Source organism: Erythrobacter sp. Dej080120_24 (genome assembly GCF_036322605.1).
GTDB classification, from domain to species: Bacteria; Pseudomonadota; Alphaproteobacteria; order Sphingomonadales; family Sphingomonadaceae; genus Erythrobacter; species Erythrobacter aurantius.
On record NZ_AP027262.1, the window covers coordinates 239816 to 254064 of the forward strand.

Annotated in this window: 13 protein-coding genes; 5 read left to right on the plus strand and 8 right to left on the minus strand. The window is 63.1% G+C overall.

Annotated features, from left to right (window positions below):
• Positions 1-57: 57 nt before the first annotated feature.
• Together AABA34_RS01180 and pepN are read right to left on the minus strand one after the other, a co-directional pair.
• Positions 58-843 (minus strand): polyphenol oxidase family protein, encoded by a 786-nt coding sequence (locus AABA34_RS01180; RefSeq protein ID WP_034956741.1) that lies wholly within the window; start codon positions 841-843, stop codon positions 58-60.
• Positions 836-3496: an aminopeptidase N gene (gene pepN, locus AABA34_RS01185; protein WP_338303530.1), complete on the minus strand. Its 2661-nt coding sequence runs from the start codon at positions 3494-3496 to the stop codon at positions 836-838. Before pepN ends, AABA34_RS01180 begins: the two co-directional genes overlap by 8 nt.
• Before the next feature lie 52 nt (positions 3497-3548).
• Between pepN and AABA34_RS01190 the strand changes: the two genes are divergently transcribed.
• Positions 3549-4343 carry an SDR family oxidoreductase gene (locus tag AABA34_RS01190; protein WP_034956736.1) on the plus strand — a complete coding sequence of 265 codons (795 nt, stop codon included), beginning with the start codon at positions 3549-3551 and terminating at the stop codon, positions 4341-4343.
• Positions 4344-4407: 64 nt separating this feature from the next.
• Here AABA34_RS01190 and AABA34_RS01195 read toward each other — a convergent pair whose 3' ends face one another.
• Positions 4408-5340: a DMT family transporter gene (locus tag AABA34_RS01195; RefSeq protein WP_034956733.1), complete on the minus strand. Its 933-nt coding sequence runs from the start codon at positions 5338-5340 to the stop codon at positions 4408-4410.
• On the minus strand, positions 5337-6344 hold the full coding sequence (locus tag AABA34_RS01200) for a threonine aldolase family protein (protein WP_034956730.1): 1008 nt from the start codon (positions 6342-6344) through the stop codon (positions 5337-5339). Before AABA34_RS01200 ends, AABA34_RS01195 begins: the two co-directional genes overlap by 4 nt.
• Before the next feature lie 51 nt (positions 6345-6395).
• On the opposite strand from AABA34_RS01200, the gene AABA34_RS01205 reads away from it, so the two are divergent.
• Positions 6396-6704, plus strand: a complete 309-nt coding sequence (locus AABA34_RS01205; protein WP_338303531.1) for a GNAT family N-acetyltransferase — start codon at positions 6396-6398, stop codon at positions 6702-6704.
• On the opposite strand, the gene AABA34_RS01210 is transcribed toward AABA34_RS01205, so the two are convergent.
• Both AABA34_RS01210 and AABA34_RS01215 read right to left on the minus strand, forming a co-directional pair.
• A complete protein-coding gene (locus AABA34_RS01210; protein ID WP_338303532.1) occupies positions 6701-8242 on the minus strand; it encodes a PH domain-containing protein in 1542 nt (513 codons plus the stop codon). The genes AABA34_RS01205 and AABA34_RS01210 overlap by 4 nt on opposite strands.
• Positions 8239-8973, minus strand: a complete 735-nt coding sequence (locus tag AABA34_RS01215) for a PH domain-containing protein (protein ID WP_338303533.1) — start codon at positions 8971-8973, stop codon at positions 8239-8241. Before AABA34_RS01215 ends, AABA34_RS01210 begins: the two co-directional genes overlap by 4 nt.
• 149 nt (positions 8974-9122) lie before the next feature.
• On the opposite strand from AABA34_RS01215, the gene AABA34_RS01220 reads away from it, so the two are divergent.
• Positions 9123-9770, plus strand: coding sequence for a glutathione S-transferase family protein (locus AABA34_RS01220; protein ID WP_338303534.1), 648 nt, complete (start codon positions 9123-9125; stop codon positions 9768-9770).
• Entirely contained in the window at positions 9770-10537 is a 768-nt protein-coding gene (locus AABA34_RS01225; RefSeq protein WP_338303535.1) for an SDR family NAD(P)-dependent oxidoreductase, read from the plus strand. Before AABA34_RS01220 ends, AABA34_RS01225 begins: the two co-directional genes overlap by 1 nt.
• A gap of 9 nt (positions 10538-10546) precedes the next feature.
• Here the strand turns inward: AABA34_RS01225 and AABA34_RS01230 are convergent, their stop codons facing one another.
• Together AABA34_RS01230 and AABA34_RS01235 are read right to left on the minus strand one after the other, a co-directional pair.
• Positions 10547-11869, minus strand: coding sequence for a spinster family MFS transporter (locus tag AABA34_RS01230; protein ID WP_051700407.1), 1323 nt, complete (start codon positions 11867-11869; stop codon positions 10547-10549).
• Positions 11841-12632: an SDR family NAD(P)-dependent oxidoreductase gene (locus AABA34_RS01235; protein WP_338303536.1), complete on the minus strand. Its 792-nt coding sequence runs from the start codon at positions 12630-12632 to the stop codon at positions 11841-11843. Before AABA34_RS01235 ends, AABA34_RS01230 begins: the two co-directional genes overlap by 29 nt.
• Before the next feature lie 136 nt (positions 12633-12768).
• On the opposite strand from AABA34_RS01235, the gene AABA34_RS01240 reads away from it, so the two are divergent.
• The gene (locus tag AABA34_RS01240; RefSeq protein WP_338303537.1) at positions 12769-14058 is read left to right on the plus strand and encodes an aromatic ring-hydroxylating oxygenase subunit alpha; all 1290 of its coding nucleotides are present in this window, start codon (positions 12769-12771) and stop codon (positions 14056-14058) included.
• The last annotated feature ends 191 nt before the right edge of the window (positions 14059-14249 follow it).

Consider the following 14249-nt stretch of genomic DNA (forward strand, 5'->3'; position numbering starts at 1 on the left):
AACCGTGTTTTGAACATGCGCCGTTCACCTGTGCGCAACTGTCTGGTCTATGCGGGCCTATTTCAGCGCAATAGTACTCAGTTGCCGCCCGTAGTTCGGCTCTCCATTCAAAGCGGCCCGGCGATAGGAATGATATTTCTGATCCTGCGAAAAAGTGTCCTGAGCCAGATCGACTGCATCAACCACACCGACCCGGCCAAGACGGGCGATGATGTAGCCGGGCAGGTCGAAATGCCAACGCTCCACACCCTCTCGCATGGGAGCTGCGGCGAAATGGACATCGTCCTGATCCGTGAAATGTTCACGAAAGGCAGCGTCGACCTCGTAGCTGCTCTGCGCGATCGTGGGCCCGACCACCGCGACAATCCGATCGCGCCGGGCGCCCAGACCCTCCATTGCCGCCAGCGTGTTTTCGAGCACGCTGCCGCGTTCGGCACAGACTGCACCGCGCCAACCGGCATGGGCAGCGGCGATCACCTGCGCGTCGCGATCCGCCATCAGCACAGGGGCGCAATCGGCGGTGACGATTCCCAGCACCACATCCGTGCGATTGGTGACGACCGCATCGGCAACCGGACGATCGCGCGCGGCATCGGGCCAGGCTTTGGCAATGGTGACGACCTCGGGCGAATGGACCTGATGCGGGGCCTGCAACGGCGCACCGGGCAGGATCGCCTTGGCCGCCGCTGCGCGCAGCCGCCTGACCGCCTGCTCATCCCCCGGCCCGCCATAGCCGAACTGATGGACGCCGCCGCGTGATCCGAAGAAGCCGTGCGGAATCCCTTCAAGCAGGGGCGAACGCTCAATATCGAACGGCGTGTCGAGGGGGTCGGGATCAGCCATCAAGGCTCCTGCTTACCTGTTCATACGTGTCGCGCGAGAGATTACCGGCGGCGGCAATCCGCTCCAGCTCCGCCTTCATCAGCGCGGCGCGTCCCGGCTCGATCCGCCGCCAGCGGCCCAATGGCGAAACAAAGCGTGCCGCCGTCTGCGGATTGATCGGATCAAGCGCGAGGATCACATCGGCGATCTTGCGGTAGCCTGCGCTGCTCGCGTCGTGGAAGCCCTGCGGATTGCCCGCAAACGCCATGTAGAGCGAGCGCACGCGGTTCGGGTTCTTCATGGTGAAGTCCGGATGTTCGGCCAGCGCCTCGACCTGCGCGATCACATCGGGATGCAGCGACAGCGCCTGAAGGGTGAACCACTTGTCGATCACCAGATCATTGCCCTTGTACCGGGCGTAGAAGTCCTTGAGCCGCTCCTCACGCTCGGGACAATCGAGCCCGCACAGCACCATCAGCGCGCCCTGCCGATCAGTCATGTTGTCGGCGGTGTCATATTGGTGCGCGGCCAGCTCTGCCGCCTTGGCCGGGTTCGCGGCGGCGGCATAGACCAGCACCTGCGTCTTGACCTTGCGCGCACCGCGCCCGGCCGGATCGTCATGTGCGACCTTCTCGGCCCGGTCATAAAGGGCGTGAAGCTCATTCGCGCACTCGCGCCCGATCACCGCCTTCAACGCCTCGCGCGCCGCATGGATGGCGCCCGGATCGGCCTTGCGATCACCCACGGCCATCGCTTCGAACAGGTACGTCTCGCTCGGCAGCATCATCAGCTCGCCGCGCATCGAATCGTCGAGCGCATCGTCGGTGAGGATCGCCTTGAAAGCGCGGACCAGCGCCTGCCGCGTGCCCGCTTCGGCTTCGTCGCTCAAGGTGCCGCTGGCTGCGCTGACCAGCCGGTTGAGCGCCAGTTCCTGCAGAGCCTCGTAGCGGGCGAAGGGATCGTCATCCTCCCTTGCGAGAATCGAAAGCTCGCTGTTGCTGACATGGCGTTCGATGATCACGGGCGCGGTGAAGCCGCGATTGATCGAGATCGCATCGGCATGATTGTCGATCTGGATCGTCTCTTTCGGCTTTTCGAGGATGACCAGCCGTTCTTCCGGATCAACCCCGTTGCCGAACAGCTTCATCCGCAACGGGATGGTGAAGCTCGAAGGCTCCTCGCTGCCATCGGCTTTGCGCAGCACCTGGGTGAATATGAGGTCGTCCTCGTCATCGCGCGGGCGGCCCTTGCGGCTGATCTTGATCACCGGGGTTCCGGCGGTCGAATACCACTTGCGGAAATTCCCGAGATCGATCTCCGCCCCATCCTCGATCGCCTTGACGAAATCCTCGCAGGTCGCGGCCTCGCCATCATGGCGGTCGAAATACAGATCGGTACCTTTGCGGAACCGTTCCACCCCGACCATCGAACGCATCATGCGGATGACTTCTGCGCCCTTGTTGTAGACGGTGGCGGTGTAGAAATTGCTGATTTCGCGATAGCTGTCCGGGCGGATCGGGTGCGCGAGCGGCCCGGCATCCTCGGGGAATTGCGCCGCGCGCAGGATGCGCACATCCTCGATCCGCTTGACTGCCTCGCCCCGCATGTCCTGCGAGAACAGCTGGTCGCGCAGCACGGTGAAACCTTCCTTCAGTGAAAGCTGGAACCAGTCGCGGCAGGTCACGCGGTTGCCCGACCAGTTGTGGAAGTATTCGTGCGCTATCACCCCTTCGACCGCGTCGAAATCGGCATCGGTCGCGGTGTCGGTATCGGCCAGCACATACTTCGTGTTGAAGACGTTGAGGCCCTTGTTCTCCATCGCTCCCATGTTGAAATCCGACACGGCAACGATGTTATAGAGATCAAGGTCGTATTCGCGGCCGAACACTTCCTCATCCCACTTCATCGAGCGATGCAGCGATTCAAGCGCATGATCGGTGCGCGCGAGGTCTTCCTTGCGCACCCAGATGTTGCATTCGACCTGCCGACCCGACGCAGTGGTGAATGGCGCGGAGTTGGCCACCAGATCGCCCGCCACCAGCGCAAACAGATAGGACGGCTTGGGCCAGGGATCGTGCCATTCGGCCCAGTGCGTCCCATCACCATTGTCGCCTTCAGCAGTGCGATTGCCATTGCACAGCAGGATCGGAAACTGCGCCTTGTCGCCTTCCATTCGCACCGAATAGGTCGAAAGCACATCGGGCCGGTCGGGGAAGAAGGTGATGCGGCGGAAGCCTTCCGCCTCGCACTGGGTGCAAAGCATCCCGTTCGAGGCATAAAGGCCCATCAGCTGGGTGTTGGCGCTCGGATTGATCTCGGTGACGATTTGCACCTCATGCTTGTCACCCGGCAGGGTCAGAATCAGGTCCGGCCCGTCCATGCTCCAGTCGTTCACCGGCTCGCCATCGACCTTTACGCCAAGCGCGGTCAGCCCGTCGCCATCGAGCCGCAATTCATTGCTCGGCTCGGCCGCCGGATTTCGTTCGACTTCGAGCGTGGCGGTGACGCGCGTCTTTTCCAGCCCGAGATCGAATTGCAGCGCAGTGTTCGGCACCGCCCAGGGATAGGGTTTGTAATCCTCGCGCCGGATCAGCGGCGGCTCCTTGGGCGTGGGGGCCGCATCGGCGATTTCGGTGTTGCCTTCGGGGTTCTGGGGGGTGGTCGCGATATCCATGAGCGGTGATTTAGATTGATTTCGCCCTTCGTCCAACCGATTGACGCAAGCCATGGCGCATTTGTTGATCTTCGGGCTGGGCTACACCGCGAAACGCATCAAGGCAGCGATGGAGGCGCAAGGGTGGCGTGTCGATGCGACGGGTAGTGATGGGAACGTGGATTTCTGCGACCGCGAGTCAGTGCTCGCAGGACTGAGGGAGGCGAGCCATGTGCTTTCGTCCGTGCCACCCGATCGCAAGGCGGAATCCGACCCTGTGCTAGAAGCCTATGGCGATGCGTTGTCGGAAAAGCCGCTGTTCTACCTCTCTTCCACCGGCGTCTATGGCGACCGGGAAGGCGCGTGGGTGGATGAAACCACGCCAACCATCGCCCAAAACGGAGAGGGTCGCCGCAACGCCCGCGCCGAGGCCGACCTTGCATGGCTGACGCTGGGCGCGCGTGTGTTCCGCCTTCCGGGCATCTACGGACCGGGCCGCAGCGCGCTCGACCGGGTGCGGGAGGGCAAGGCGCGGCGGATCGATCTTCCGGGGCAGGTGTTCAGCCGTGTGCATGTCGATGACATCGCCAGCGGGGTGGTCGCCGCGCTGACCGGAGACGCGCCTGCAGGGGCCTACAACCTCGGCGACGATCTGCCCGCGAGCGGCAATGAAGTGACCGAACACGCCTGCCGACTGCTGGGTGTCGAACCTCCACTGCTCGAAACTTTGGAGGAGGCGAACCTGTCCGAAATAGCGCGCGGATTCTACATGGAGAACCGCCGCGTCGCCAACGGCAAGGCCAAGCGCGTGCTGGGCTGGCAGCCGAAATATCCGACCTATGTGGAGGGGTTGAATTCCCTGTTTTGACCTCATGCGTCGGCAGGCAGTCGCCCTTACGGCCCTGTGGGCCGATTGACCGGGTGATGAAAGACTACTTCTTCTGCTTTGAACGCAAGGCAAACACCATGCCGATCACGCCTAGCGCCATTCCGATCGCGGTCAGCAGGGTCCATTGATACCCTTCGAACAGGGTCGAAATCACCATCGCCACGCTGATCGTCAGGATCGAGTTATAGGCCGTCCGCCCGGCGCCGATTTCGCGCACCAGATTGTAATGCAGCGGGAAGGTCACGACCGAACCCACCAGCGCGAGATAGACGATCCCGCCCCAATAGGTGGCACTGGTAGGGACGGGCGGCGCGCCTTCGGTGAGGAACGCAAAGCCGAGATCGAACACCGTGCCATACAGCATCGCCCAGGCGAGCAGGCTCACCATCGGCACGCCGCGTCCCACCGGATTGGCCTGAATCACATTGGCGACCGACGCCGCCAGAATACCCAGCATCGCCAGCACAATGCCGAGCGCGACATTGCCGCCGATCACCCCGGCATCGGGATTGGCGCGCCATTCGTGCAGCAACAGGAAACTCACCCCGACAATCGCGATCACGCTGCCCAGCCAGAATCCGCCTTGCGTCCGCTCCCCCAGGAAAAAGCGCGCCAGCAGCGCATTGGGCACCATCAGCAGGCCGAACATCATCGCGACAATGCCCGAGGTGACATAAAGCTCGGCATGGTAGACAAACAGGAAGTTGCCGCTGAACTGGAACAGGCCGACCATTACCGCAAGCCTGTGCTCGGGCGCGGTCAGCGTCAGCCGCCGCTTCATCAGCGCCGCGACGATGAACAGCGCGGGCGTGGCGAGCGCGAAACGGTAGAACACCGACCACGCGGCAGGCACGCCGTCGATCTGCCCGGTGATGACGAACCAGGTCGATCCCCAGATCGTGCCGGTGATGAGGAAGGGCAGGATCACACCCAGCCGCAACATCGGCGGCCCCAGCCCGGTTTCGCCCGCGTTCATAGGCTGGCGATGGCCTTGCCCAGCGCGACCGCATCTTCCTCGCGGGTGTCCCATGCCGTGACGAAGCGCGCCAGATTCTCGCCCCAGTCATAGAATGCAAAGCCCTGCGCCCGCAGCGCCTCGCGCTCTTGGGCGGTGAGGCGCAGGAACATCTCGTTCGCTTCAACCGGGTGCAGCAGACGTTCGGTGCAACCGGCAACGATCTCCTGCGCGGCGGCATTGGCATGGCGTGCATTTTCGAGCCACAGATCGCCGTCGAGCATGGCGAGGATCTGCGCAGCGAGATAGCGCCCCTTGCATTGCAGGTGCCCTCCACGCTTGCGACGGTATTTGACCAGCGCGGCTGCTTCCGGATCGAACAGCACCACCGCCTCGGCGCTCATTCCGCCGTTCTTGATGAAGCCGAAAGCAAGGCTGTCGACGCCATGCGCCGCGTCGGCGGCAGAACCGCCCAGATATGCGGCTGCGTTGGCAAACCGCGCGCCATCCATGTGCAGGCCAAGCCCGCGCGCCTTCGCGAATTCAGACAGGGCGGCCAGTTCGCCCGGAGTGTAGGTGCACCCGTATTCGCTCGCCTGTGTGATCGCGATGGCGTGCGGCTGCACCTGATGCACGTCGTCGCGGATCGGGTCGATCAAGGCGGCAATGCCTTCGGGCGTCAGCTTGGCGCCCTCGCCCGGACACAGCATCAGCTTCGCCCCATGAAGGTAGAAACCGGGCGCGCCGCCTTCGTCCACTTCGATATGCGCCTCTTCATGGCACACCACTCCGCCATGCGGCTGGCAAAGGGTCGCAAGCGCAAGGCAGTTGGCCGCCGTCCCCGTCGCCACCCACAGCGCCGCGCATTCGCGCCCGAACAGATCGGTGAAGCGCGCGTCAAGCTCGGCAGAAAGCGCATCGCCGTCATAGGGATTGTCGGCGCTGTCCGCCGCCTTCATCGCTTCCCACAAACGGGGGTGGACGGGGGCGGCGTTGTCGGAGAGGAAGGGTTTGATCTGAGTCATCGCGGCAACCGCCTCTAACCGTGATGCGTCAGAGCGCAAGAAGGACGATACATGAGCGACACCGAAACATCTGTGACGATCACCCATCACCCGCATGGCAAGGGCGGCAAATATATCGCCGAAATCGCGGGAGAGAGCGCGACGGGTTACCTCGAATGGGAGCCGGGCGGATCGGATGATGTGCGGGTTGCAACGCACACGGTCGTGCCGAAGTCCATCGGCGGGCGCGGGATCGCAGGCCTGCTGGTCGATGCCCTGATCGCCGATGCGCGCGAAGAGGGTTTCCGGATCGTCCCGCAGTGCTGGTATGTCGCCAAGAAGTTCGACGCGAACCCGGACTGGGCCGATCTTCGGGCCTAGGCCGCCTGCTGGCTTTCAAGCCGGGAAAAATCGGTCGCCGCGATGGTTTCAAGCACCTTGCGCCGCACTTCACGGGCATGCTCAATCGGCACGCCGGGGATGGAGAATTCTCCCCCCGCCTGCCCCAGATGCAGCGTGGCATAGCCGCGCAGCCGCGCAACCGGGCCTTGCGAAATTTCGACCGAATGCAGTTTCAGCCGGGTCGCGATCTGGCTGCGCGGGGACAGCACGCCCTTCATCGCCATGATCTGCGTCGTGTCGAGCGCATGGCGCTGGCGGCTCCACGACAGCGCGTTGGCTATCGCTGCAAGCCCCGCCAGTACCAGTGGTATCCCGGTCGCCAGCGCGGTCCATTCAGGGGCATAAAGCGTCGTCGAGACGAAAGCTGCCGCTGCCCCGACAAGGAAAAAGAACGCATCGCCGAACGAAGAATCGACCAGATAGCGATTGCACGCACGGTGCCATTCGATGTCGGGGGCGGGCAAATGAAAACCGGCGGCGTCAACGATTGGCTCGATCTCGTCCATCCGGGCGAACGGCGCGACAACGTGGTTTGATGCGCCCATGTCCTGCGCGAGGCTGATGAAGCTCAGCCCGTGCCAGCCGAAACGATAGCGGATGAAGCCGGTGTCGATTTTCACCCCCTGCACCCGGTGCGCGGGCATGACGACATCGGTGCGGGTGAACAATCCGCGCCGCCGCCGGAAGCCGCGCGGCGTGCGTTCCAGCAGGAAACCCCATTCACGGGCAAAGACGCGGACCATACCGGTAAGCGATCCGATCACCAGCAGGCCGGCCAGCCCGGTGATTGCGCCCAGCAGCTGCAAGTTTGCATCCAGCGCGGCGAAATCGATGCCGTAGCGCTCCACCCACCCGCGCCAGACATCCGGGTCCCAGATTTCGAAATCGATGAAGCTGTCGGCATATTGCAGCAAGCCGGCAAGCACGGCGAACACCGCCAACGAGAATTCGAACAGGCCGAAGGTGAACAGCCGCTGCGGCCCCATGGTGAAGAGCGCGTCGGCGGGTTCGGCTGCCTGCCTTTGCGCAGTCTCGCCCTGCTGCGTGTCGAGTGTGGACGCGTCCTCTTCGCGCATTTCACGCACCAGCTGGCGCAATTCCTCGCCGCGCTCCTCGGTCAGATAGGACAGCGACAGATCCTCGCCCCCGCCCGCCCCGGTCTCGAACTTGACCGATACAAGGCCCAGCAGGCGCGGCAGCAGTTTCTGTTCTAGGCTGACGTCCTGAATGCGCTCATAGGGCACAGACCGGGCCGAACGGCTGATCACGCCGCTTTCGACGCGAATGTCTTGCGTGCCGATGGTGTAGGTCAGCCGCTTCCAGCCGATGTAGCTGAACAGCGTGCCGACAGCGATGATCCCCGCGAACACCGGCAAGGCCACCGCCAGCCCCAATCCGCCGCTGCCGAACATGACGAAGGCGGCAGGAATGACTGCACTTTGTGCGGACGACAGCACCCCCACCAGAATCGTGCGCGGATCGGTGTTCTGGCCTTCCGGTTTCGGGCCTTCGTTCACAGGGTTTCCCGTTTGATGTGCGCGCGGATTTCCTCGCGCATCTGCACCGCCAGTTCATGCCCCAGACCCGGCAGGCTGACCGATGCATTGTGGCTGCCCGCTGTGTGCAAGGTCATGGTGGCGATATCGAGCGCGCGTTCGATCGGGCCCTGATCGACATCGATGTGCTGCACCCGGCTGAACGGCACCACGGTATCGCTGTGCCACATGACCCCGCGCACCACCCTCAGCCGATCGCGGCTGATCTGGTATCCGCGAGCGTTGAAACGCGCGTTGGGTATCCGGATGACTAGAAACAGGGAAAATGCCACCGCCGGGATCATGATAATGCCGGTGGGCAGGTCGAAATTGTCGCGCAACGCCGCTTCGGCAATGATCGCTGCGACAGTAATCGCCAGCCCGGCGAAGATCGCTCCGATCCGCATGACGAGCCGGTAATTGGGGTGCAGCTTCGTCAGCTCGCCGTCATCGTCGACACCGGCAGGGATTACCGGTGGCGGGGCCTCCGCAATCGGAGTGCGGGGCGTGTATTGCGCATCGCGCGGATAGGGTGCCGAAGCGGTCGGAGCAGGTTGGGCAGCAGTGGTCGCGGGTGCGGCTGGAGATCCGGCCTCCAGCTTTTCCCAAGGGCTCGCGCCGCTCTTGTGACCGAACAGCTGGCGCGCGCGGCTGCTTTCGCCATTGCCTCCGGCTGAATCCTTTTGAGGATCGTCCTGATCGTTTCCGCTCATGTGATCTAGATGCTGGCCCCGGCGCTGCGGTGCAAGGGGCAAATTGACGATATGGAGCAGACCGGCCGGCCTATCGCATTTGCGAGGGCGACTTGCCGCGTTCACGCGAATAGGGTGCGAACAATCGCCGCAACGCGAAGGAGAAACAGATGACGATCCTGCATTCGAGCCTCGGCCCCAATCCGCGCCTGGTGCGCATGTTCATGGTGGAAAAAGGCCTGGAGGAAGGGCGCGACTTCGAGCGGGTCCATTACGACATCATAACGGGCGAAAACCGCCAGAACGCCGATTACATGGCGAAGAACCCGCTCGGCACGATCCCCACGCTGGAGCTCGACGATGGCACCTGCCTCACCGAAAGCTGGCCAATCTGCGAATTCATCGAGGAAATGCACCCCTCGCCCAACCTGTTCGGAGAGACAGCGAAAGAACGCGCCGAAGTGCGCAAATGGGCGCGGCTGTTCGATCAGGAAGTCGTCGTGCCGATGACCATGGGTTTCCGCGCAGGCGCTGGCCGTCCGATGTTCGAACCGCGCATGAGCGTGGTTTCGCCCGAGGCCGGAGCCGAGCTTTCGGCAATGTCGGATGAAAAGTGGCGCTATTTCGACAGCGTTTTGGGGGCAAGCAACCACATCGCGCTGGGCCGATTTACCTTTGCCGACCTGCTGATTTTCGCCTTCGCCAATTTCGGCTTCACCGTGGGCTGGAAAATCCCCGAAGGCGCGGACAATCTCACCCGCTTTGTCGAGACCCACAACAAGCGCCCCTGTGCGGCGATCTGGCAGCAGGCGGAATAATGCCCGACCTTTCGGGGAAGATCGCCATCGTCACCGGCTGTGCCAGCGGCATCGGCGCGGCGACCGTGCGGCGCCTGCGCGCTGATGGGGCCGAGGTGCTGGGGACGGACATCAACGCCGAGAAGGGCGCAGCGCTTTGCGAGGAAACCGGCGCGACCTTCGCGGTTCAAGACGTGGCTGATACCGCAACATGGCCGCAGATCGTCGCGCAGGCGGTGGAGCGTTGGGGCAGGCTCGACATCCTCGTCAACAACGCCGGCACCGTCTCCTCGCTTTCGATCGAGGATGTCACCGATGCGGCGTGGGACCGCATTTACGACATCAACATCAAGGGAACGATGGCCGGGTGCCGCGCGGCCATCGCCGCGATGAAAGACAATCCCGGCGGTTCGTCAGGCGCGATCGTGAACATCGCATCGACCTCCGCGATCGCCGCCCTGCCCACCGATGTCGCCTATTGTTCGAGCAAGGGCGCGGTGCGGGTGTTGTCAAAGTCAATCGCGGTGCATTGCGCGCAAAAGGGCTACAACATCCGCTGCAACACGGTGATCCCCGGAGCGACCGACACCGATATCCTTGCTCAGGCAGAAAACCTTATGCCCGGGCTGAAAGCGGCCGTGGCGCAGACCTCTCCTTTGAAACGCCTAGCCGATCCGGCGGAAACTGCGGCCGCGATCGCCTTTCTCGCAAGCGATGAATGCCCCTACATGACGGGCGCGGAAATGCTGGTCGATGGCGCGATGATGGCGGTGCATCCGGGCTTCTGACCTCGCCCTCTAAGCCTCCCGCATCCTTTCGAGATAACCGCTCGGCCCCATTTGCGCGGCTGTCCACGCGAACACCGCCATCGACACGATCCCCGCGACAAGGCACACTCCGAACACCGCGATGCTGAGCGAATAGGCCCCTTGCGTAGGAGCAAGCCAGTCGCTGACCCAGCCGATCACGGCAAGACCCAAAGCTTGTCCGACAAGGTTGTTCATGAACAGCGCGGTCGCCACTGCAAACCCGCGCTGCGATGGCTCGACGGCGGCCTGAATGCCCGAAAGGATGCCCGCCTGACTGGCGACATAGATGGCATAGGCCAACGCGAACCAGCCGAGAAAGGGCCAGAAGGCGTCCGAAGTAAGGCTGAGGGCAAGCGGGGCGACGCACAGCAGGCTCGACAGGCCCGGCACCAACGCACGCCAGTGTTCGTGCCGGTTGGTCAGCCATTGCGTGACGTATCCGCCAAGGATCGGCCCCGGAATGCCGCCGATGAAGAATGCGAGGCCGAGGTACAGACCGACGTTGCCGGTCGAGATGTCGAACTGGCGCAGCATCACTGCGGCCATCCAGAAGGCAAGGCCGTATCCGATCAGCAATTGCAGCGCCCAGCCGGCCGAAAGGCCCATGAACACCCGGTTGCCGAGCAATTGCGTGACGGTTTCGCGCAGGCCCTGTTGCTCGATGCGTGCGCCTTCGGCGGCATAGCGTCCGCGCCGGGGCTCGCGCACGGTCAGGTAAAGGAGCAGGCCGATCAGGACACCGGGCAGTCCCATCAGCACAAAGGCATAGCGCCAGCCGAACATTTCGGCGAGCTGTCCGCCGACCACCAGTCCACCAGCGGTGCCCATGCTGGCCCCGATGGTGAGGAAACCCATCGCCTTGGCAAGCTCACCCCGGCGGAAGAAATCGGCGACAAGGCTTTGCGAAGCCGGGCCTGAGCACCCCTCCCCCACGCCAACGCCGACACGGGCAAGGAACAGGGTCCAGAACCCGATGGCCAGCCCGCACATCGCGGTCATCACGCTCCAGAAACTGATCGCGGCGGCAACGATGTTCTTGCGCACCGAACGGTCCGCCAGCCGCGCGGCGGGGAAGCCGGCGATGACATAGACCAGCGAAAACGCCGCCCCGCCAAGCAAGCCGAGCTCGAAATCGGAAAGCCCGAATTCCGCCTTTATGTCCTCGACCAGAATGCCGAACACCAGCCGGTCCGCGACGGAGAACATGCTGGTGAGCGTCAGCAGCGCCAGCACGTACCAGCGATAGGAGCCTTCCGGCGCATCAGCCGGGTCGGGCGATGCCTCAGTGGTGGGGGCGGGCGTCGAGGCCATTGTCCACCGGGATCGTCAGGCCGTTGAGGAACCGCGCGTCATCCGAAGCAAGGAAGGCGACGCAGCCTGCCACGTCATTGGGATGGCCCAGCGCATCGGCGGGCAGAGGGCCGGGAGGAATTTCCATCGGCTGTTCGCCTGCGCGGCCCGACACGCCCATCACCATCGGGGTTTCGATCCCGCCGGGCGCCAGCGCGTTGCAGCGGATGCCGTAACCTTCGTCCTGGCAATAGGTCGCGATGCTGCGCGTCATTGACGAAATGCCGCCCTTTGCCGCGGTGTAGGCCGGGATATTGCCATATCCCATCAGTGCCGCGGTGGAGGCCATGTTGATGATCGACGACCCGCCTCCGCCATTCACCTTGTGGCGGTGTTTCATCAGCGGCAGCGCGTATTTGCAGCCGAGGAAGGTGCCGACCACGTGAATGTCGAGATGCAGCTTGAAATGCGCAAGCGAGCATTCCTCGACATTCTCGAAGATCACGTTGCCCGCATTGTTGACGAGGATGTCGAGCCCGCCGTGGCGTTCGGAAACGGCGGTCATGACTTCCTGCCATTGCTCTTCGCTGGTGACGTCGAGCGCCATCGCGTCGCCATTGATCGAATCGGCCACCTGATGCGCCAGTTCCACCTCGCGGTCGGTGACGATGACGCTGGCCCCTTCGGCGGCAAGCCTTTCGCAATCGGCCTTGCCCAGCCCCATCGCTCCGCCGGTGACCAGCGCAATCCTCCCTGCCAGCCGTCCCTTCTTGTTGTCGTTCATCGCCCTCTCCCAAAAGCGTTGTGTTTTCATGGGAGAGTAAGAGGCGCTGCGCTTCGCACCACTACTTAAAGCGATGGGAAAAATGTGAGGTGCGTCGGGCGGCGAGCGGTCTATCGTTAAGTTCGGGAGAGCGAAGATGCTGGAAGATGCCGAAGTCGCGCGCCTCAAGGCGCTGATGGAATGGGAAGGCCGCCGCACGGCTCCGCCAAAGGGATTTCCCAAGCTCCCCGACATGCCCGCCGCGCGCTACACCAGCGAGGAATATTTCGCGCTCGAACAGCAGCACATCTTTCGCAAGAGCTGGTTGTTCGCAGGTCATATCGACGAAATTCCCGAGCCGGGGTGCTACATGCGCTGGCACAATGCCGGCGATCCCATCGTCATCGTGCATGGCATGGATGGCGTGGTTCGCGCCTTCTACAACACCTGCCGCCATCGCGGCGCGCCGGTGGTGACGCAGGATCGGGGCAAGTCCTCGCGCCTGATGTGCGGCTATCACAACTGGACCTACAAGACTGACGGCAGCCTGGTGGGCGTGCCCGAACGGCAGGATTTCCCGGCCGACTTCGACCTTAGCTGTCGCGGGCTGATCCCGGTGCGGTGCGAGATGCTGGGCAATGTCATCTTCGTCAATTTCGACGACGAAGCCATGCCGCTGACCGAATGGCTCGGCCCGCTGATGAACGAGTGGGACGAATTCGCGTTTGACCGCGTGCGGCTGGCGGCGCGCCATTCCTTCGAGCTCAAGTGCAACTGGAAAGTCGCGATGGAGGCAAACATGGAAGTGTACCATGTGCCGTTCATCCATCCCGATACAGTCGCCCCGCTGGTGGACAGCAAGCGCAACCTCAACACCATCTATCCCAATGGCCACGCCCGGATGCTGGCCCCCGCCCCGCGCCAGACCGATCGCGAGCATGTCCGCGCGATCGACAGCCCGCCCGGATGGCAGCAGATCGAAACCGTGGGCGAACTGGGCCGCACCTGCACGCAAAGCTACACGCTGTTTCCCAACTGGGTTTCACCGCTGTCCAATTACTTCGTGCCGCCACTGGTGTTCTGGCCGACTTCGCTTGGCACGACCCGGCTGGAACTGGTGACAATGGCGCTCGACTGGGGCGATGCACCCGCGCCCGACCTGTGGACAGTACCTGACGATAGCCAGCCGAACGGCCGGCAGATGAGCCCGATCATCCTTGAAGACACGCAATTCGGGGAAGCGATCCAGCATTCGATGCAGAGCGCCGCGTTCAAGAGCGTGCCTTTGTCCTATCAGGAAGCGCGCATCTATTCGTTCCACCAGACGCTCGACCGTATGATCGGGATCGAGAACGTGCCTGATGGCTTGCGCGTCGAACCGGTGATCGACGAGCGCTGGGTCTGGCCGAACGATCCGCGCGTCGAGGAAATGGCAACCGGGGTGTGAACCCGCTCGCTAGTCTTTCCGCTTACGTAAAATGACGCTACGGAAAACAGGATTTGCCGGACATAGTGGCAAAATTGGCGCACTTTGCGAGGCTTACTATCCCTTTTGCTAGATGAGCGGAGAAACCCCTCTCCATACAGTCTCAGGCCTACTGATAGCCGTGGGGAAAAACGGCACAGGGACTGGGGAAC